Origin of the sequence: Kurthia populi, from assembly GCF_042686175.1 — a bacterium.
GTDB lineage: Bacteria > Bacillota > Bacilli > Bacillales_A > Planococcaceae > Kurthia > Kurthia populi.
On the sequence record NZ_JBHUOR010000023.1, the window covers coordinates 92365 to 113632 of the forward strand.

Consider the following 21268-nt stretch of genomic DNA (forward strand, 5'->3'; position numbering starts at 1 on the left):
AGTAGGACAAAGAAGGGAGGCGTAATGATGAGAATTGGTGCATGGTATGGCCAGGGCATGATGATTTGGGGCAATATGAATCGCCAGTGGAATGCAGCATCGAAGGCGCTTGAACGACTATCAACCGGCTATCGCATAAACCGAGCAGGCGATGACCCAGCAGGACTGGCGATTTCTGAAAAAATGCGTGGCCAAATTAGTGGACTGAATATGGCATCGAAGAATATACAGGATGGCATCTCAATGGTTCAAACCGCAGAGGGTGCGCTTAATGAGACACATGCAATGCTACAGCGCATGCGTGAATTATCCGTGCAAGCGGCGAATGATACGTTGACGGATGACGACCGCGCACGCATTGATGTGGAGTTTCAGGAACTTAAAAAAGAAGTAACACGTATTTCGACGGATACGGAATTTAATACACGCAAATTATTAAATGGTGATAATGCGACGACACCACTGAAAATTCAAGCTGGTGCGAGTGCAGGACAGACAATTGATTTAACGATGAATGATATGAGTGCGGATGCGATTGGCATCACAGACGCGTCGATTGCGACACGGGACGAGGCAGATGCGTCGATTTCCACGCTTGATGCTGCGATTAAAAGTGTATCGATGGAGCGGTCACGTCTAGGTGCGTATCAAAATCGGATGGAACATGCCTATAATGTCAACGTCAATACCGCGGAAAACGTAACAGCCGCCGAGTCGCGTATTCGTGATGCGGATATTGCGAAGGAAATGATGAACTTTACGAAGGCGAATATTTTACAGCAAGCCGCACAATATGCGATGGCAATGCATATGCAGACGGCACAAGGCATGTTACAGCTATTAAAAATGAATGGATGAACGCATAAAGTGCTTTTGAAAGGGAATATTCTTACAAAAGCATTTTTTCATTGCATAATACAAACGAATAAAATAAAATAAAAGTGTATAAATATACATTAAACAACATGATATTTCACTAATAATAGTAAAAAGTTCAAAAAAATGGCGTTAAAGCAACGTTTACTAGCGAGAATCGTCAATTGAAATATGTATATATATGCTGTTGTGTATACGTTATTTATTCATAAATGCTGTATATTACTTAAAAATATTGAATAATACACTCATTTTAATGTAAAAATATTAATTTTTATGTAGACAGATGAATAAAAATAAACTATAATTCATATATAATAAATATTCGAAAAAAGAATTCCGAGAGGGGATAGCGAGACATGAAGAAATGGTTAGCAGCATTCTTATTAGTCGTTGTAACTGCAGCACTTGCAGCATGTGGCGGCGGGGATGATAAAAAAGATTCACAAACAACACTTGAAAAAGTAAAAGAAGAAAAAACATTAGTAGTAGGAACAAATGCAGGTTATTACCCATTTGAAATGTTTGATAAAAACGGCAAAATGATTGGTTATGACATGGACGTTGCGCAAGCTATCGCTGATAAAATGGGCGCAAAATTAGAAGTAAAACAACTTGGCTTTGAAACATTAATTCCATCATTAAATGCTGGTAAAGTCGATTTAGTCTTAGCGGGTATGACAATTACCGATGAACGTAAAAAGACAGTTGAATTCGCGGATTCATACTATACAACAGGTCAGGCAGTAATGGTCGGCAAAGACAGCACAGCAAAAGAAATTAAAGATATCGATAAAAAAGGCAATAAAGTAGCTGTTCAAATCGGTACAACAGGTGCAATTGTTGCAGCAAAAGAAATCAAAAACGCAACAGTTCAAGAATTTGAAGATTTCCCAACAGCAGCAATGGCTGCACAACAAGGTAAAGTTGCAGCGGTTGTCTATGATGAGCCAGCAATCCAAATCTACGAATTACAAAACAAAGGTAAAGTTGTGAAACTAGATGGCTTACTTGCAGCGGATGATCTTGGTATCGCAGTGAAAAAAGGCGACACAGAGACAGTTGACTTTATCAATGAGTACTTAAAAGAATTTAAAGGTTCAAAAGAAGAAAAAGAACTTCAAAAGAAATGGTTCAACAATGCTGATTGGATGAACAATGTAGACGAAGAATAATCATTTTTAGTTCATAGACTTTTGACGAGAAGAAGGGATGAGAATCCTTTCTTTTTCGTTTTTTTATTATAAGAAGGTTTCGATTATAGGAGGTTAATGTATTGAGTAGCATGTCTTGGGACTGGAGCGTTGTTTCTGATAACTGGGAAGTATTGATGTTAGGCGCTTGGTTCACGATTAAAATTTCATTTATAGCCCTGATTTTTAGTTTGCCAATTGGTATTATTGTAGGCTTCGGTCGAATTGCGAAAAACCCTGTCATTCGCTTTTTAGCTGGAGCATATGTTGAGATTATGCGTGGTGTACCACTATTAGTTTTATTAATGTGGATTTATATTGGTTTAGGTGATGTTGTAAACGTTGAGACAACGGTTGCAGCAGTCATCGGTTTAGCAACATTTAACGGTGCCTTTTTAGCGGAAATTTTCCGTGCAGGTGTCCAAGCAGTGCCAAAAGGTCAAATGGAGGCAGCGCGTGCGAGCGGTATGACGAGTGCACAAGCGATGCGCTACATTATTTTACCGCAAGCAGTTCGTCGCATTATGCCACCATCTGCCTCACAGTTCATTATGTTAATTAAGGATTCATCTTTAATCTCTGTTATTGGTGGCGTTGACTTAATGCTAAAAGGTAAAAACTTAGTTGCAACAACATTAAAACCATTAGAAATTTATACGGCGATTGCTGTCATTTATTTCATCATGACGTTCGTGCTATCATTAGTTATTCGTTACTTCGAAAAACGTATGATGGATAAAGAGCAGTAGGAGGTAAACATCATGATTTCAATTAAAAACGTCAATAAAAGCTATGGTGACCACCATGTGCTAACAGATATTAATTTAGAAGTACCAAAATCAAACGTTATCGCGCTTATCGGGCCAAGTGGTGCCGGTAAATCAACGCTTATTCGTACGATTAATGCACTTGAAACGATTGATAGCGGCGAAATTATTGTCGATGGTATTTCCATCCATGATAAAAAAACAAACATTAACAAAGCACGTACGAATATTGGCTTCGTATTCCAAAGCTTTAATTTATATCCGTTTAAAACGGCACTTGAAAATGTCACGATGGCCCCAATGAAAGTAAAAGGCTTATCGAAGGAAGCAGCAGAAAAGCGCGGTAAGGAATTACTAACGCAGCTTGGTTTAGGAGATAAATTTGACGCTTATCCAGGTCGTCTATCAGGCGGTCAGCAGCAGCGTGTCGCAATCGCACGTGCCGTTGCGATGGACCCAGAAGTTATGCTATTTGACGAGCCGACATCAGCACTTGACCCAGAGATGGTAAAAGAGGTGCTTGATGCGATCCGTAGTTTAGCAGATGCCGGTATGACGATGGTCGTCGTGACACATGAGATGGGCTTTGCAAAAGAGATTTGTAATGACATCGTGTTTATGGCTGAGGGTAAAATTGTCGAAGTAGCACCACCATCTGAATTCTTTACAGCACCAAAGACTGTGCGTGCACAAGAATTTTTAAAAGCAGTATTAAATCATTAATCTGTGACAAAAGAGGAGGCTGGGACATACGTATAAAAACAACCGTTCATATGAGCATAAGAAAAGCCGGAATCGCGCTGTAGCGCGGTTCCGGCTTTTCGTTGCGAACGCTAAAAAGAAAAATGACGTGTTTTGTCCCAGCCTCTTTTTTGTGCTAAAAATTTGATGTGCCGTACCAGCCAACTTGACAGAATGAAGTATTTGTATTTCTCTTTACGTCATATAATTGTATAATAAGGACAAATTCAAAAAACGTGTTTAAAAGCACGTCATTTATAAGGAAAAGAAGGATTGATTGACTCATGTCATTAACATTAAATAGCGAAGCAACACAACTTCGTATCTCTGGAATTCGTGAATTTTCAAATCAACTAGTAGATTACCCAAATGCCTTAAACTTAACAATTGGCCAACCAGATTTTCCAACGCCTGAAGCTGTGAAGCAAGCTGGTATTCGTGCGATTGAAGAAAATAAAACATCGTACTCTCCGAATGCCGGTTTGCTTGAATTGCGTCAAGTGACGGCGGCGTATTTCAACGAACGCTACAATTGCAATTACAACGCAAATGAAGTGCTCGTAACCAATGGTGCAACACAGGCGATTGACGCGGTATTACGTACGATTATCGAGCCAGGGGATGAAATCATCCTATCTGCACCAATGTATGCAGGTTATGTTCCAATGATTGAATATGCAAAAGCAAAACCTGTATTTTTAGACATCACGGAAACAAATTTTGAGCCAGAAGTCGATGCCTTAAAAGCATTGATTACGCCAAAAACGAAAGCGATTTTATTTAACTTCCCGTCAAATCCAACCGGTGCAACGGTAAGTCCAGAACGTATGGATGCGTTAGCTGCGTTTTTAGCAGAGCAAGATATTTATTTAATCTCCGATGAAATTTATAGTGAAATCACATTTGAAGGGGAATATCGTTCATTTGGTAGTTACCCTGCACTGAAAGATAAGCTATTCTTAATTTCGGGGTTATCAAAATCACATTCGATGACAGGCTGGCGCATTGGCTTTATCCTAGCACCTGAAGCATTGACGGATATTACGGTAAAAGTAAATGCCTTCAATATTTTATGTGCAGCGGTACCAAGCCAGTACGCAGCAATTGAGGCACTTACAGGCTCAAAAGACGCGCCAATCGCGATGACAGCGTCTTATAAAGAACGTCGCGACTACATTTATGGTCGTCTAGTAGAGATGGGACTTGAAGTACACAAGCCAAATGGTGCGTTCTACATTTTCCCTTCTATTAAACAATTTGGCATGAGCTCTCATGAATTTGCGACACGCTTATTAAAAGAAGCGGGCGTTTGCGTTGTACCGGGCGCTGTATTTGCGGCAGAAGGTTATTTACGTATTACGTATGCTTATGCATTTGAAACATTAGTTGAAGCGATGGACCGCCTCGCTGCATTTGTTGAAAAAGTACGCGCTGAGCAAGCATCACACTAATTATCGCAACCCAAATCGACATTTAGACGTTCTAAATGTGAAGAAAACGCCTTCAAAATGTATTTCAACTGTATAACAATACGGATGTTTCTATGTTTTTGAAAGGTATTTATGCTATTCTTACTTTTAGAGATAAATTCCAAAAATAATAATAATTAATTTTATAATCAATGAGGTGCTATACATGATTTATGCAGGTATTTTAGCAGGTGGTAAAGGAACTCGTATGGGTAACGTACCAATGCCTAAACAATTTTTAACATTAAATGATAAAGCAATCATCATCCATACATTAGAGAAATTTATTCTAAACAATCGTCTAGATAAAATTTTCATCGCGGTACCAAAAGATTGGGTTCAATACACACGCGATCTTGTGAAAAAACATCAACTAGATTTACCAAAAGTTGAAGTAATCCAAGGCGGCGCAGACCGTAATGACACAATCATGAATGTCATCGCAGCAATCGATAAGCAAAACGGCTTAAACGACGACGATATTTTAGTAACACATGATGCCGTACGTCCATTCTTAACACACCGCATCATCGAGCAAAATATCGATGCAGGTCTTGAATTTGGTTCAGTTGATACAGTGATCGAAGCTATCGATACAATCGTTGAATCACAAGACGGCGAATTTATTACACAAATTCCAGTGCGTAGCCATATGTTCCAAGGCCAAACGCCACAAACATTCAACATCAAAAAATTACAAGAGCTTTATAATAGCCTGTCTCAAGATGAAAAAGAAATCTTAACAGATGCATGTAAAATCTTCGCAATCAAAGGTGAGAAAGTTAAATTAGTACGTGGTGAAAGTTATAACATTAAAGTGACAACGCCTTACGATTTAAACGTGGCGAATTCAATTTTAAAAGGAAGTTTAGATAAATAATGATTAACCAAATTTATCGATTAGTATCTGCTCGCCAGATCGAAGTAACTTATAAGGACCGTGCAATTTCTTCTGACCACGTCGTTGTACGTCCAACTCACCTTTCAATTTGCGCTGCAGACCAACGTTACTACACAGGAACACGCGGCGAAGAAGCGATGAAGAAAAAATTACCGATGGCATTAATCCATGAAGGTGTAGGGGAAGTCGCTTACGACCCAACTGGTGAATATGCAGTCGGCACAAAAGTTGTTATGGTACCGAATACACCAACAGAGGAAGACCCATATGTAGCAGAAAACTACTTACGCTCTAGTAAGTTCCGTTCTTCAGGCTACGATGGCTTCATGCAAGATTATGTGTTCTTAAATCGTGACCGCTTAGTCGTATTACCAGAAGATATGAATATGGAAGTAGCGGCATTTACAGAATTAGTAACTATCGCTACGCATTCAATCGCTCGCTTTGAACGCAAAGCAATTAAACGCCGCGGTACATTTGGCGTTTGGGGCGATGGAAACTTAGGTTTCATCACATGTCTATTATTAAAATACATGTACCCAGACTGCAAAGTAACCATCTTTGGTAAAACACAATATAAATTAGACCACTTCTCATTCGTTGACGAAAAAATCTTCATTAACGAAATCCCTGAGGACTACATGGTAGACCATGCATTCGAATGTGCTGGCGGTAAAGGTAGCCAATACGCAATCGACCAAATGATCGACCACGTACATCCTGAAGCAACACTTTGCTTATTAGGTGTAAGTGAATATCCTGTAGAAATCAACACACGTATGGTCCTTGAAAAAGGCTTAACACTTGTTGGCTCAAGCCGTAGTGGTGCTGTTGATTTCCAAAAAACAGTGGATCTTTATAAAGCACATCCTGAAATTCCTGAGTACTTATCGACATTAGTTGGATACACACAAGAAGTGACATCTGTTAAAGACATTATCACTGCCTTTGAAAGTGACTTATCTAGCTCATGGGGTAAGAGCGTCATGTTATGGAAAATCTAAAAAAGACAATCCAATATACAATCCAAAGAATCTATAAAGCAATTTATAGATTCTTCTATTTCGTTTTAGAGCAAAAATCGATTGATGAGAAAAAAATTGTCGTCTACACCTATCGCTCGAATCAGCTAGAGGGCAATCTAAAGGCCGTCGTGCGTGAAATCCAAAAGACGCATCCGGAAATGCATATCGAAATACGCAAGGCACCTAAGCAAATGGGACTTGCGTTATTTAAAGAGCTTCCGGCTATCGCTAATGCAAAAATGGTGTTACTAGACGATTATTTCTTACCGGTTTATCTAATAAATCCACGTAAAGAAACAAAATTCGTTCAATTATGGCATGCAGCAGGTGCATTTAAAAAATTCGGGTATAGTACGAAGGATACGAAATTTGGACCGTCCTCACAGTATTTAAATATTGTGCCTGTCCATATGCATTATTCGCATGTCTATGTATCATCAAAGGCGGTCGTACCGTATTACGCAGAAGCGTTTAATATGTCGGAAAATCAAGTGTATCCACTAGGGATTCCGCGTACGGACCTACTCGGTGAGGAAGTTGTGCCGAGTGATGCATTAACACCGGTTCAACTAGAGCGCTGTAAAGTATTGATTGCGCCAACGTATCGTGCGAAAAGTGGCCAAAGTGAGTCGAACCTAGACTGGCTCGCTGTGCTACAAACGATTGCACCGCAATTAGCGCCCCATATTCAGCTTATCGTTATGCCGCACCCGTATTCGGACCGTACTGAGTGGAGTGTGTTGACACAATTTGATAATATCGTGCTCGATTATCAGCACCCATTAAATGAATGGATGCCAATAGCAGACGCATTTATTACGGATTATTCATCAGCGATTTTTGAATTTGCATTATTCGAACGCCCACTTGCACATTACGTGCCAGATTTAGCGGAGTATACAGCAAGCAGAGGGCTTTATCGTCCACTTGAAGCTATTTCGGATGGTACGATTTTACAAGAACAACACGCGCTTGTTTCTTGGATTAACAACCGCAAGAAAAATGAACAGTATGATACATCGCGTATGGTGGAGTTTAATTTCAGCCACACAGAGGATGTATCGAAAAAAATCGTACAACATCTATTTGAATCCAATTAAGGATGATTTTGTTTCGAAAAGAGGTAGACAAATGGCAACAAAAAAGAAGAAAAAAGAATCGTTTAAGAAAAAGTTAGACCGTAAATTTAAAAAAGAAATTTTCCAAGCGATGTATAAAGGTTTCTCGATGCTCCCAATTCAAAAAAATAAAGTATCGATTCTATCAGATAGCCGTAAAGATTTAAGTGATAACTTCCAAATGGTTTATGATGAGTTACAACGTCGTGAGAACTATAAGTATTACTTTTTATTAAAACCAAGTGTGAAAAAACGTAAACGCTACATTGAAATTATTCAATTAGCGTACAATATCGCTACATCAAAAGTTATCATGCTCGATGACTTTTACCCAATGATTTATCCACTGAAAATCCGCAAAGGTGCCGATTTAATTCAAATTTGGCATGCAGTTGGGGCGTTCAAAACGTTCGGCTTTAGCCGTATGGGTAAGCCAGGTGGTCCAAAGCCAACGTCTGTATCGCATAAAAACTATACAAAAGCGATTGTAAGTTCAAAATATGTCGCACCGTTTTATGCAGAGGGCTTTGGTATCGACGAATCAAAAGTTGTGGCAACAGGTGTGCCGCGTACGGATGTATTTTTCGATGAGCAATACAAAGCAGATAAACAAGCGATGATGTACGGAAAATATCCAGAGCTTGAAGGCAAGCATGTGACATTATATGCGCCGACATTCCGTGGTAATGGCCAAACAAGTGCCCACTTCCCACACCATATGCTTGATTTCGATAAATTATATGCGTCACTTGGCGAAAACGATGTGTTCTTAATTAAAATGCATCCATTCGTTAAGAAGAAATTTAAAATTCCAGTAGAATATCGCGATAAAATTAAAGATTTCACAAAATATCCTTCTGTTAATGATATTTTATTTATTACCGATATTTTAATTACCGACTACTCATCTGTTTGCTTCGAGTTTGCGTTATTAAACAAACCGATGATCTTCTTCTGCTTCGACTTAGAAGAATACGTGGCATCACGCGATTTCTACGTATCCTACGACGAATTTACACCAGGAGATGTCGTACGTAATACCGATGAGCTTGTTGCGTCAATGAACAAACATCGTGCAGACGAGGTAGTCGATTTAACGGAATTCACCGATAAATTCTTCGATGATTTAGATGGTAAGTCTACTGAACGTGTAGCACAGCTTGTTATCGATTGTATGAACCGCAAGTAGGAGTGAGAAGCGATGACAAAACGCACAGTATTTATGGTTGTATGGGATGTAGATGTTCATAAGGGCGGCATCAATAGTGTCATGTTCCGTCGTACCCATATGTTTAATAACGAGCGCTACCGCAGTCATATCGTGACGTTCGATGATAAGCAGTATGGCTATGCGGAGGTTGAAAAACAGTTGCATGACGACGGTCGACTTGATAGCGAAGCTTCTATTATTAATGTCTATGATTATTACCGCAAGAAAATGACGCGCGATAAAAATGTCAGTGACGAGGACCGCGAGCATTACGAGCAGCTTCATAAGCGTGAAGAAAAGGGCTATAAAATACAGGATGATGAGCAGGCGACGCTGTACTTTTTAAATGGCCAGTTCGTAAAGCATAAAAAGTGGGATACGAACGGACAACTTGCAAGCATTGATTACTATTATTCAAATACGCGTGTCATCGCTTATACCGAGGAGTACCATCCTGAGGGCTATTTGATTCGTAAATCGACGTACCACCCGAAAAACGGGGGGCTCAATCAGATTTTACATTATACGCCGGATGGTCATTGCTACTTAGCGCGCTGGTTTAATTCAGGCACAGGCAAGCAGCAGCGTATTGTGTTGTTTGGCACCGATAAAAAAGAAGTTGTGTCATTTGAAAATAATACGGAGTTTCACGCATATTTCTTAGAAGAGCTTGCAAGGGCTGAGGATACGAAGCCATACTTTATTTGTGATGGTCCTGGTTCTGCGACGAAGCTTCAAAAGATGTCGCCATCACTTGCGCATCGGATTTACGCCATTCATACAACGGTGTATGAAGAGCCATTTACGCAGGGGAGCGAGCTGAAGGACAATCATAAGCGTTTATTTGCGAATAAAGAAGCGCATGTACCGGTTGTCGTGTTAACCGAGCATCAAAAAGCCGATTTAGAAGCGGATTTTGGCGATAACTTTGATTATCATGTCATTTCACATGCGATGAATGTGCGCCAAAATGTAGTAGAGAAGAAGCCATTTGTTGCGTCGATTGTTAGTCGACTAGCACCTGAAAAACGTATCCATTTAGCGATTCGTGCATTTAAATTAGTTGTGCGAGAAGAGCCGGATGCGATTTTGAATATTTATGGTACAGGTGATGAAGAGCCTGAGCTACGTAAGCTGGTTCGTAAATTAAAATTAACGAATCATGTGTTCTTCAAAGGCTATACGACCAATGCGGATGATGTGTTTGCAGAGTCGCAATTTACGATTATTACGTCGCTTTATGAGGGACAATCACTTGTCGCGCTAGAGGCGTACGCAAATAAAACAGCGGTTGTCGCATTTGACATTAACTACTTAGTAGAAGAAATGTACGATAATCCGAAGCTCGCATCGATTGTACCAGATGGCGACAAGGAAGCCTTATCGGATGCGATGATTGAATTATTTAAAGACCCAGCGCGTGCAAAAGCGATGGGTGAGGCAGGGCATGAACTTGTCAAAAATCACTATCATTTTGTGGATCAGTATAAAAAATGGGATGCCTTATTTTCAGAACTAGCAGCAAAATAATCGCTTTAGCTGAAAAAAAGCATCGATGGAGTGCAGGAAAGTCATTTTTCCGCACTTTTTTTAGGCCATTTTTTTGTGTTGGCGCATGTTATTGAGTACAAGCTCGTCAGATGATAGATTAGGTATAGAAGAAGTTTCACCAGCTTCTTCTACCTTAACCCATTCACTTTTTTCGAAAGAAAGCGCATATCCCGGCGCTTTTTTTTCGTTTGTTAGAAATCAATCCATCGTTCTTTTACGCAAAACGGTTGAATTTTTTTAGAATCGTGATAGAATAAATGACTAGATGACCGGATTAGGTTTCTGGTCAGTTTTAGAGAAAATACGAGAGAGAGAGTTGAGTGACATGGATCGCCGTACAGAAATTATCGAAGCAGCACGTCAGTCATTCACTTTATTTGGCTATAAAGCAACGACAATGGACCAAATCGCAAAACTTGCAAAGGTCGGTAAGGGCACGATTTATACGTTCTTCAAAAACAAGGACGTATTATTCGAACATATTGCGCTTCAAATGGTTGCAGAGATGAAGCGAGAGGTAGAAGCGGTTATTGATCATGACCTACCATTTACGAAAAATGCACATCATGTGTTAATGAAAATTTTAGAATTTCGTGAGATGCATAAGCTTTATGCCAAATTAATTGAAGAAGAGAAATCAATGAACACACCAGAAGTTCATACGATGATGACGAAGATTGAGGATGCGCTGCTATCGTTCTTAGAGGAGCGAATCGAGTATGCGGTGTCAAAAGGTGAAATGGTCGCAAATGATACGCGATTAGTGGCGTACTTGTTGCTGAAAGCTTATCTTGCAGTTGCCGTTGAATGGTCAGATTATCATGAAAATGAGCTGACAGAAGAGCAAATTATTGAGCTTTTCCAAGGTACGATTTTTAGAGGGCTTACACCCTAATCGTATTTTTTTGCTCAAAAATGACTAATTCAAGAAATGGGTCAGTTGGTATTTCCGAATATAAAATAAAGGAGGGTCACATGCATGTTTAAAGAAGAATGGAAGCAGATTTTTTCAAATAAAATGCTCATGATTTCATTAGCAGCCATTTTATTTGTTCCAATCATTTACGCAGGCATGTTCCTATGGTCTTTTTGGGACCCGTATGGCAAATTAGATAAAGTACCTGTTGCTATCGTCAATCAAGACGTTGGGGCAAAGGTAGAAGGCAAAGAATTAACAGTCGGTGATGACTTAGTCGATGAATTGCTGAAAGATAAAAGTTTAGATTTCCATGAGGTAACAGAGGAACAAGCGCAAAAAGGGTTAGATGATCGAAAGTATTATATGACGATTGAAATCCCAGAAAACTTCAGTGAAAATGCAGGAACTTTATTAGATAAAGACCCTGAGAAAATGACACTGAAATATAAACAAAACCAAGGCTTAAACTTCTTGGCATCGCAAGTTACTAATTCAGCGATGGAAAAAATTCGTACGAAAGTGAATACAAAAGTAGCCGAAACGTACTCAGAGCAATTATTCGATAACATTAAAAAAATGAGTGATGGCTACGGTGACGCTTCAAAAGGTGCGAAAAAATTAAAAAATGGTTCTAAAAAATTAGCCGATGGGACAACGGATTTACAAGACGGTATTCTTCAATTGAAGGATGGCTCGATCCAACTGAATACAGGCGCTGCAGATGCGGAATCAGGTGCTACAGAGCTACATAGCGGGATCGTTTCAGCAAAAGACGGTGCACTTCAACTTGATACAGGGATTGGCTCTGCGAAAGATGGCTCCAATCAATTAGCAACAGGGATTACATCAGCGAAGGATGGCTCACAACAATTAGCGGATGGTGCAACATCTGCAAAATCAGGCTCTGAGCAATTAAATACAGGAATTACGTCAGCGAAAGACGGTTCACAACAGCTAGCAGACGGTGCTACTTCCGCGAAGGACGGTTCGAAGCAGTTGAAAGACGGCATCGGTTCAGCCAAAGATGGCTCACAACAGCTAGCAGACGGTGCGAAATCTGCAAAATCAGGGTCTACACAATTGAAAGACGGGATTAACTCTGCGAAAGATGGTTCACAACAACTAGCAGACGGTGCAAAATCAGCAAAATCAGGTTCTAAAAAACTTGAAGACGGTGCAAAATCAGCGACAACAGGTTCTGAAAAAGTAGCGGATGGTGCAAAAAAAGTAGCAAGTGGTGCTAGTGACTTAGCCGATGGTGCAGGTCAGTTCCAAGATGGCACACAGCAATTAGCCGATGGTGCGACAAAGCTTCAAAAAGAAGGGACAGGTAAGCTTGTCACATCACTTACCGAACAGCAGCCACAAATCAATGAATTGAATAAAGGTGCAACTGATTTATCAACAGGATTAAATACTTTAAATGAAAAAATCCCGTCTCTTGCAGATGCGGCCAATCAATTAGCGATAGCATTAGATGCGGTTCCAACATCAACAGATGAGACAGCACCACTGAAAGATGCAGTCGAAAAAGCAAATGCGGTCACAGCAGATGGCGCACAAACAGCAGCCAATGCAGACGCAAGTGCACAAGCATTAGTTGATCAAATTAATGCCTTAGAAATAGACGAAAGTCAAAAAGCGGCATTACTTGAAGCGGCAAATGCGACAAAGGATGCCACAGCAAAAGCAGCGACTGCAGCGAACTCAACAGCCGATGCTCAAAAAACAATTTCTGATACAGCAAGCAATCTACCATCAAAAGCGGACGTAACTGAAAATGCGAAAGCATTATCAAAAGCTGTTGCGGAAGGTTTAAATGGTACAGAGCAAACAGTCGGAATTAAAGGCGCTGTGAATCAATTAGCAGCAGGCTCAGATGAATTAGCAGCAGGAACAACGAAACTTGCAGACGGCTGGGATAGCTCAATTGCTGGCGCTAATGAATTAAATGATAGCGCGAAACAATTAGCAAGCGGTGCCACTGAATTAAACAGTAAAGTGCCTGAATTACAAAAGGGCGCAAGTGAATTAAGTGACGGCGCTTCAGCAGTCGCAACCGGCGCGACCGATTTAAATAGTGGCCTTAGAAAACTTTCAACAGGTGCAACTGATTTAAATAAAGGTCTCGGTACACTGGCAACCGGCGCGACTGATTTAAATGGCGGCCTTGGTCAACTTCAAACAGGTGCGACAGATCTTAATAAAGGTCTCGGCACACTGGCAACAGGTGCGACTGATTTAAACGGTGGCCTTGGAAAGCTTCAAACAGGCGCGACCGACCTTAACAATGGTCTCGGTACACTGGCAACAGGAGCGGGCGACTTAAACAATGGTTTAGGTCAACTCCAAACAGGTTCAAACGATTTAACAACTGGCTTAGGTCAGCTCACAACAGGTGCTAATGACTTAAATGGTGGTCTAGGTCAATTACAAACAGGTGCAGGTAACCTACAATCTGGTATGACACAATTAGCAGATGGCTCTGGCTCACTTGTATCTGGTCTTGGTCAATTAGATGAAGGTTCCAATTCACTGAAAACAGGTCTCGGTGATTTACACAAAGGTACAGGAGACTTAGCAGACGGTTCTACGGAACTTGCTGATGGCTCTACTAAATTACTAAACGGTCAAAATGACCTAACAGACGGTTCGAAAGAGCTTCAAACAAAACTTGCAGATGCCAAAGACGAGGCAGATGTCGATGCAGATGAAAAAACATACAATATGGAAGCAGAGCCAGTCGAGCTTGATAAGAAAGAGCAAAACGCGGTAGAAAACTACGGTACAGGCTTTGCACCATACTTTATCTCAATGGGTCTTCTCGTTGGGGCACTTGTTATTACGGTTATTTTCAATGTGACACATCCTGCCGTACAGCCAACAAGCGCAAGTGCGTGGTACTGGAGTAAAACGTCTGTCTTACTTGTGATGGGCTTCTTCCAAGCAATCATCATCGTAACAGTCGTGAAATTATTCCTTGGCCTCCATACAGAAAATCTCTTTGCGGTCTATCTCATGGCGCTTGTCGCAAGCTACACGTTCATTGGACTTGTACAAATGCTCGTATCGATCTTCAATGATGTCGGTCGTTACATTATGCTTGTGTTTATGGTGATGCAATTAACATCAAGTGCGGGTACATTCCCACTTGAAATGCTACCAAGCTTCTTCCAAAAATTAAATACATTCATGCCAATGACGTATTCAATTCAAGGATTTAAAGCAGCTATTTCAACAGGCGATATGCCGTTCTTCTGGAAAAATATCGCGGTACTTGTTGTCGTAGCAATCGTAGCTTATGCGATTACATTTATGTACTTCCTATTAGTATTTAAAAAACGCCATAGTGCGGTAAAACAATAATTTATAATAGAGTGAATCCATTATATTAGGTATTCACTCTATTTTTTTGCGATAAAATAGTCTTTTGTAATTTATTTTTGTAAAATATTTGGAAATATGTTTTACTTTAGTTATAGATGGGTAAAAGGAGGGTTTAAATATGAATCAAATTGACGCATTAGTATTGGCTGCGCCATATATTCATCAAATTTTACGTGGAGAAGCGATTGTTGCAGTCGCAGATAAAAAAAGCGACACGATTGTTAAATATTTCGCAGGTCGTAATGTAGATTCAGGCTATGTGGATGGGCAGACGGTAAATCCACAAGACAATAATGTATATACGGCATTTAGTGGTCGTAATGCCGATGTGTATATCGACAAAAATGTTTATGGTGTTGCGATTAATGCCTTTGCATTTCCAGTACGCGAAGGACATGAAGTAGTCGGTGCATTAGCGATTGGTTTACCAGTAGAGCGCGAGGAAAAAATTAAAGGCTATTTAGAGCAAATTAATAAGATTGTGTCCAATCTTCAAGACAATGTGCACACGATTGCATCGCACTCAGAAGAGCTTGCGGCATCGAGTGAAGAAGTCGCCTCGCAAGCAGAGCATGCACTTGAAAATGCGGCGCAAACGAATGCAATTACGGGCATGATTAAAGATGTGTCGCGTCAGACGAATTTACTTGGCTTAAATGCGTCAATTGAAGCGGCGCGTGCAGGACAATACGGCGCTGGCTTTAATATTGTGGCACAAGAAGTCCGCAACCTTTCAGAACAAACGGCAAAATCAACGGTTCAAATTGAAACAGTTATTCAACGAGTGCAACAAGATTTGTCAAAACTGCAAGCAAATATTGAGCAAATTTCAACAGCTTCTGAAGAGGAAGCAACACTCGTACAAAATTTTAGTCATGTAATTGAAGATTTACACCGTTTAAATGATGAGCTGACGAATTTCTTTAAAGAATCAGCAGTGATGTAACAAAAAAGCACTCAACAGCCTGTTGAGTGCTTTTTTCCTCTTTTTAATTTAATGCTCGCTTAAATCTGATTTCACTTTCGTTGTAGAAATACCATCTGTGCGCGGAAGATAGATGACTTCGCAGTATTCTTTTAAGAAGTCAAATTCACCCTCCCAGTCATGACCCATGACGAACGTATCGACGTCGTATTTTTGAACGTCTGATATTTTTTGCTCCCAGTTTTCTTCTGGAATCACGAGGTCCACGTAACGGATGGCCTCTAAAATCTGTTTGCGTTGCTCAAACGGGTAATACGCTTGCTTATGCTTCATCGCATTAAACTCATCTGTGGAAATGGCAACAATTAGCTTGTCACCGAGGGCTTTCGCACGACGCAAAAGATTTATATGTCCGACATGCAGTAAATCGAATGTTCCGTATGTAAGAACGGTCTTCATTTACAAATCACTCCTATTTCAGTAAGTAGTCTACAAGCTTTTGTGCGGTATGACCGTCTGAGTAGCAATTCCACTTTGCAGCAAATTGCTCAACCTGTGGTAAATCAAAGTCCATATGCATCAGTGTGTGCACAAGCTCCTCGTCGCTATCAACGACGGGACCTGGCACAACCTGGTCATAGGAATCCCAAAAACCGCGGCTCATTTGGTACTGTTCTAAATCATATGGGTAAAAAATTTGTGGCTTGCCAAGAAGTGCAAATTCGTACGGAATCGATGAATAATCACTCACCAAGTAATCGGTGACAAGCAGCAAATCGTTTACGGATAATTTGTTTGCTACATTGATAATATATGGATGACGGAAGGCATTTAAGTCATGCACGACCGCTGGATGCAATTTAATCACTAATCGATAGTCATCGCCAAGCTGTGATGCAATTTTGACGAAATCGAGTGGGATTTGTTGCTGTGATAATTCATTGTCACGGAAAGTCGGTGCGTACAGAACGACCTTCTTACCGCGCAACTCTGGATACGTGTCGTACACCTTATCCATTGTCTCGTTCTTTGCTTTCTCATCAAAGAAGAAATCAGTACGTGGAATACCTGTGTGTAAAAACGCATTGCTCTCTTTTTGGAATGCTCTCGCAAAAATTTGAGCCATAAACGGTGAGCCAACGACAATCTTATCCATTTCCTCATACACCTTTGCAATACGCTTTATTGCTCTTGGTGTGCGATAAGTCAAGCTTGGGTCGGCCATCCCAAATTTCTTTACGGCACCAGCCGCGTGCCAGAGCTGAATGACTTCCACTTCGTCGTTAAAATGACAGACGCTAAGAATGGCGGCATAGTTGTCGATTAGGACAGTGCGCGCCGTAGCAAGTCGTTTCAAGCCGCGCAAATACTCAAAAGGCTTTGTCGGCTTAAATGAAACAATTTCGCCTACACCAGCGTCTTTAAAAGACGTTTTACATTTGCCGGTTTTTAAAACGACAACATCCTGATAGCCTCGTCGACCAAGTTCTTTCGTGACATATTCGGCATTGTCACCGAAATCACATAAAAAAACGATGTTATTTGTTTTTTTAGACAGCTTAAATGTGTTAAAAAAGATTTTATTGACGATTAAAAAGAGGGTAATGATCCATTCTTTTCTCATACAGTCACCTGTTTTCTAGATAGAATTGAAAACCCTATCGCCTATTATAGCGCAAAATTGAGCTCGATTGAACAAGAGCTTTTCACTAACAAAGAAGCAGAAAAAGGAAATAAGGCTTCAAAATAAGAAATTTACAGTGAAAATGACATGTTTTACAACCCGTCAAAAGGTAGAGAGATTTCGACAAAATTCTCTTTTTTCGCAAGTTTCAGCGAATGTTCTATGTTATACTATGATGTGGATTATTAACCTAATTTCGTGGAATTGAGGAACACTACATGAAAGATTTAATCAAAATCGTAAAAGAGCAAATCAGCTCCTTTTACTTGATTCAGCGTTTGGCAAAGTTCCAAATGCGAATCGATAACAACAACAATTATTTAGGCGTTGTCTGGGAAGTGTTAAATCCAGCAATCCAAATGGTGATGTATTGGTTTGTATTCGGTTATGCAATGAACCGTAATGAACCAATTGATGGCATGCCATATGTCCTTTGGATGCTCGCCGGTATTTCATTCTGGTTCTTTATCAACAAGGCCATTTTAGACGGCTCAAAGTCGATTTACCAGAAGTATAATACCGTCGCCAAGATGAACTTCCCACTATCAGCCATCCCTAGCTACATTATTACAAGCAAATTTTACAGTCATCTAGCGCTCGTTGGAATTATTATGATTGTTTTCTGGTTTAGTGGTTACTTACCAACTATCTATTATATACAGCTTCTATTCTTTATCCCACTAAGCTATTTATTAGCCTTTTCGATTACGCTTTTAACGTCGACATTAACCGTCGTTGTGCGTGATTTACAAATGCTAATCCAATCATTACTACAAGCGATGTTCTTTATCTCGCCAATTTTATGGGATCGTTCAGACAAATTTCCTGACTGGCTAGCGAACATCTTGCAGCTGAATCCGTTTTACTTCCTAGCAAATGGCTACCGCGCCTCATTATTAAACGGCGAATGGTACATCATTACGCACTGGGAGCTAACACTTTATAATTTAGCACTTATTTTCGTGTTCCTATTCTTAGGCGCGAAAGCACACTTCAAGTTCAGAACACGCTTCTCTGACTTCATTTAGGAGGATTTACGGTGGCAAAAACAGTTATTTTAAAAAATGTGACGAAAACGTATTCAATGTATGAATCGAAATCCGAGCAACTCACCGACCTACTTCTTCCATTTAAAAAGAAGAAAGGGCGTAAGTTCGATGCGATTGAAGGCATTACGTTTTCAGTAGAAGAAGGCGATATCGTCGGGCTTGTCGGCATTAACGGCTCCGGTAAATCGACGCTATCAAATATTATCGGCGGCCTCACACCTGCCTCTTCAGGCGAAGTCATCGTTGAAGGGGAAGTAAGTGTCATCGCCATTAAGTCTGGTCTATCCAATAATTTAACAGGTAAAGAAAATATCGAGTTTAAATGTTTATTGATGGGCTATAGTAAAGAAAAAATCGAGGAAGTTATGCCAGCAATCATTGAGTTTTCAGAGCTAGGCGATTTTATTAATCAGCCTGTAAAGCAATACTCAAGCGGGATGAAGGCAAAACTAGGCTTCGCGATTAGTGTCACAGCAGACCCAGATGTTATCGTCATTGACGAGGCATTATCGGTTGGGGACCAAACCTTTACAGACAAATCATTAGCTAAAATGATGGAATATAAAAAACGTGGCAAGACGATTTTCTTCGTCAGCCATAATACAAAACAAGTCGAGAACTTCTGTACGAAAATCGCTTGGATTGAAGGCGGTCATTTACGCGAGTTTGGACCAACCAATACGGTCATGAAAAACTACCGCACCTTCATACGTAAATATAATAAGTTATCTGAAACAGAACAGAAGGCCTTTCGTGATAGCCTTGCCGCAGGACGAAAGCATGACTAAACAAGGGGCTAGCCAATTACTGGCTGCCTCTTTTTAATTGGGGGAACGAACAATGCGAAAAACCATTTTCCTAACGATGTGGAACTTATCAATCAAACCATCGGGCATGAATCGCTCGGTTTTTAAACAAGCAAAACAATTTTTAAAGCATGGCTACCAGCCGGTCATTTTAACGATGGATTTTTCATTTGATTATCCACAAATCACGCGTGAATTAAAGGCATTCGGCTTTATTCCAGACGCAGTGCCCGTGTTGAATGTCTATGATTATTACGCTGAAAAATTTAACGAAAAATCAATGTCTGCCGCACAAAAAGCCTATTACGAAAACAGTATCACGAAGTTTGAAGAGGGCTACTGGGTAGAGGATAATGGCGATACCGCGCGCTACTTTGTCAACGGCGTCTATACGAAATATAAGCGCTGGGATAAAAATGGGCAGCTCATGATCGTCGATGAGTTCGATGACAACCGCGTGCGTACAAGCCGCCGCGAGTTTCACCCGGATGGCTATTTAGCCCGCGAAACACTATATCACCCGGCGAATAATAAACGAAATCAGGAGCGCTACTTTACACATAGCGGCTTTTGCTATTTAACGATTTGGTACAACAATGAAACAGATCGTCAGCAGTCCGTTTTCCTATTTGACCCGAGCTATTCAAAAGCGATGGTCTTCCCGTCGATGAAGCAGCTACAAACTGCGTGGATCGATGAATTAGTAAACCTAGAAGCAGTGAAGCCAATCATTATTGCAGAGCAGCCTTCAACAGTCGAGCGCGTGAGCAATCTTGAACATGACAATGCCAGCCGTATTTATATGCGTCATACAAGTCATGTCGAAAGCTTCGAGCCACTTGTAATGGAGAAGGATGCCGCCATTTTACTGCAGGTGATGCCAAAGGGTTATCCAATCGTCGTGACGACAGAAGCACAGCGCCGCCACCTAGAGCAAACGATTGGCGACCGCGAGAATGTGTTCGTCATGCCGGATTACTTTGAGTCAACGGAGCCAGATGTCGTGCGTGATATGAAAAAATTCGTCTCCGTGTCATCCTATGATGCAGGGCATGCAACGAGTGAGTTAATCGAGGCTTTTAAGGCCGTGGTCGACAAGGACCCAGAGGCGAAATTAGCGCTTTACGGCAAGCTAACGAAGCAGCGTAAAGAAGCGATGAATAAACAAATCGCGAAGCTGCAGCTAAAAGATGCCGTCACTGTACATGGCTATCAATTAAATATTGATGAGGTGCTAGCAGGTGCTGCGGCTAATGTGATTGTGTCAGAATCCGATGGTCAGTCATCGAGCATTGGCGAAGCATTCGCTAACGGCACACCAGTCATTGCCTACAATGTGGCCTTTGGTGCAGCCGAAGCGATTACAGACGGTGAAACTGGCTTGCTTGTTGACGCGCATAATGTCGAGGCACTTGCAGAAGCCATGATTGACATGCTCGATGAGGAGAAGGCGAAGAAAATGGGCGCGGCAGCGAAACAGCAGGCCGAAGCGCGCTACACAGCAGAGCTTTACAGTAAAAACTGGCTTGCGCTGCTTGATCATATCGAGGCATATACGCCAAAAGCGCCGTTAATTTAATAAAGAAGGAATTGTGCATAGAGAACTGACCCACGAAAGTGAGACAAAGAAAAAGACAATATCTTTCA

Annotated in this window: 18 protein-coding genes; 16 read left to right on the forward strand and 2 right to left on the reverse strand. The window is 40.7% G+C overall.

What is annotated here, in order from left to right; translation table 11 throughout:
• Positions 1-27: 27 nt before the first annotated feature.
• The 13 genes from ACFSY7_RS04415 to ACFSY7_RS04475 all read left to right on the forward strand — a co-directional run bounded on the left by ACFSY7_RS04415 (position 28) and on the right by ACFSY7_RS04475 (position 16103).
• On the forward strand, positions 28-858 hold the full coding sequence (locus tag ACFSY7_RS04415) for a flagellin N-terminal helical domain-containing protein (protein ID WP_380146984.1): 831 nt from the start codon (positions 28-30) through the stop codon (positions 856-858).
• Between the two features lie 377 nt (positions 859-1235).
• On the forward strand, positions 1236-2051 hold the full coding sequence (locus ACFSY7_RS04420) for a basic amino acid ABC transporter substrate-binding protein (protein ID WP_020189122.1): 816 nt from the start codon (positions 1236-1238) through the stop codon (positions 2049-2051).
• A gap of 110 nt (positions 2052-2161) precedes the next feature.
• Positions 2162-2818 (forward strand): amino acid ABC transporter permease, encoded by a 657-nt coding sequence (locus ACFSY7_RS04425; protein ID WP_233600585.1) that lies wholly within the window; start codon positions 2162-2164, stop codon positions 2816-2818.
• Between the two features lie 12 nt (positions 2819-2830).
• Positions 2831-3559 (forward strand): amino acid ABC transporter ATP-binding protein, encoded by a 729-nt coding sequence (locus tag ACFSY7_RS04430; protein ID WP_020189124.1) that lies wholly within the window; start codon positions 2831-2833, stop codon positions 3557-3559.
• Between the two features lie 302 nt (positions 3560-3861).
• Positions 3862-5028: an aminotransferase class I/II-fold pyridoxal phosphate-dependent enzyme gene (locus ACFSY7_RS04435; RefSeq protein WP_020189125.1), complete on the forward strand. Its 1167-nt coding sequence runs from the start codon at positions 3862-3864 to the stop codon at positions 5026-5028.
• Positions 5029-5212: 184 nt separating this feature from the next.
• Entirely contained in the window at positions 5213-5926 is a 714-nt protein-coding gene (locus ACFSY7_RS04440; protein WP_380146985.1) for an IspD/TarI family cytidylyltransferase, read from the forward strand.
• On the forward strand, positions 5926-6951 hold the full coding sequence (locus ACFSY7_RS04445; RefSeq protein ID WP_020189127.1) for a ribitol-5-phosphate dehydrogenase: 1026 nt from the start codon (positions 5926-5928) through the stop codon (positions 6949-6951). Before ACFSY7_RS04440 ends, ACFSY7_RS04445 begins: the two co-directional genes overlap by 1 nt.
• On the forward strand, positions 6939-8072 hold the full coding sequence (locus ACFSY7_RS04450; protein ID WP_020189128.1) for a CDP-glycerol glycerophosphotransferase family protein: 1134 nt from the start codon (positions 6939-6941) through the stop codon (positions 8070-8072). Before ACFSY7_RS04445 ends, ACFSY7_RS04450 begins: the two co-directional genes overlap by 13 nt.
• A gap of 31 nt (positions 8073-8103) precedes the next feature.
• Positions 8104-9279: a CDP-glycerol glycerophosphotransferase family protein gene (locus tag ACFSY7_RS04455; protein ID WP_020189129.1), complete on the forward strand. Its 1176-nt coding sequence runs from the start codon at positions 8104-8106 to the stop codon at positions 9277-9279.
• A 12-nt stretch (positions 9280-9291) separates the two neighbouring features.
• Complete coding sequence (locus ACFSY7_RS04460; protein WP_380146986.1) at positions 9292-10830, forward strand: glycosyltransferase; 1539 nt, start codon at positions 9292-9294, stop codon at positions 10828-10830.
• A gap of 346 nt (positions 10831-11176) precedes the next feature.
• The gene (locus ACFSY7_RS04465) at positions 11177-11746 is read left to right on the forward strand and encodes a TetR/AcrR family transcriptional regulator (RefSeq protein WP_380146987.1); all 570 of its coding nucleotides are present in this window, start codon (positions 11177-11179) and stop codon (positions 11744-11746) included.
• Between the two features lie 84 nt (positions 11747-11830).
• On the forward strand, positions 11831-15136 hold the full coding sequence (locus tag ACFSY7_RS04470) for a YhgE/Pip family protein (protein WP_380146988.1): 3306 nt from the start codon (positions 11831-11833) through the stop codon (positions 15134-15136).
• A gap of 139 nt (positions 15137-15275) precedes the next feature.
• Complete coding sequence (locus ACFSY7_RS04475) at positions 15276-16103, forward strand: methyl-accepting chemotaxis protein (protein ID WP_380146989.1); 828 nt, start codon at positions 15276-15278, stop codon at positions 16101-16103.
• A gap of 48 nt (positions 16104-16151) precedes the next feature.
• Here the strand turns inward: ACFSY7_RS04475 and tagD are convergent, their stop codons facing one another.
• Positions 16152-16541, reverse strand: coding sequence for a glycerol-3-phosphate cytidylyltransferase (gene tagD, locus ACFSY7_RS04480; protein ID WP_020189133.1), 390 nt, complete (start codon positions 16539-16541; stop codon positions 16152-16154).
• Positions 16542-16554: 13 nt separating this feature from the next.
• The gene (locus ACFSY7_RS04485) at positions 16555-17706 is read right to left on the reverse strand and encodes a CDP-glycerol--glycerophosphate glycerophosphotransferase (protein ID WP_020189134.1); all 1152 of its coding nucleotides are present in this window, start codon (positions 17704-17706) and stop codon (positions 16555-16557) included.
• Positions 17707-17984: 278 nt separating this feature from the next.
• Between ACFSY7_RS04485 and ACFSY7_RS04490 the strand changes: the two genes are divergently transcribed.
• The 3 genes from ACFSY7_RS04490 to ACFSY7_RS04500 are packed head-to-tail and all read left to right on the forward strand — an operon-like array spanning position 17985 to position 21200.
• Positions 17985-18794, forward strand: a complete 810-nt coding sequence (locus tag ACFSY7_RS04490; protein ID WP_126990922.1) for an ABC transporter permease — start codon at positions 17985-17987, stop codon at positions 18792-18794.
• 11 nt (positions 18795-18805) lie between these two features.
• A complete protein-coding gene (tagH, locus tag ACFSY7_RS04495) occupies positions 18806-19603 on the forward strand; it encodes a teichoic acids export ABC transporter ATP-binding subunit TagH (protein WP_380146990.1) in 798 nt (265 codons plus the stop codon).
• A 52-nt stretch (positions 19604-19655) separates the two neighbouring features.
• Positions 19656-21200 carry a glycosyltransferase gene (locus tag ACFSY7_RS04500; RefSeq protein ID WP_380146991.1) on the forward strand — a complete coding sequence of 515 codons (1545 nt, stop codon included), beginning with the start codon at positions 19656-19658 and terminating at the stop codon, positions 21198-21200.
• The last annotated feature ends 68 nt before the right edge of the window (positions 21201-21268 follow it).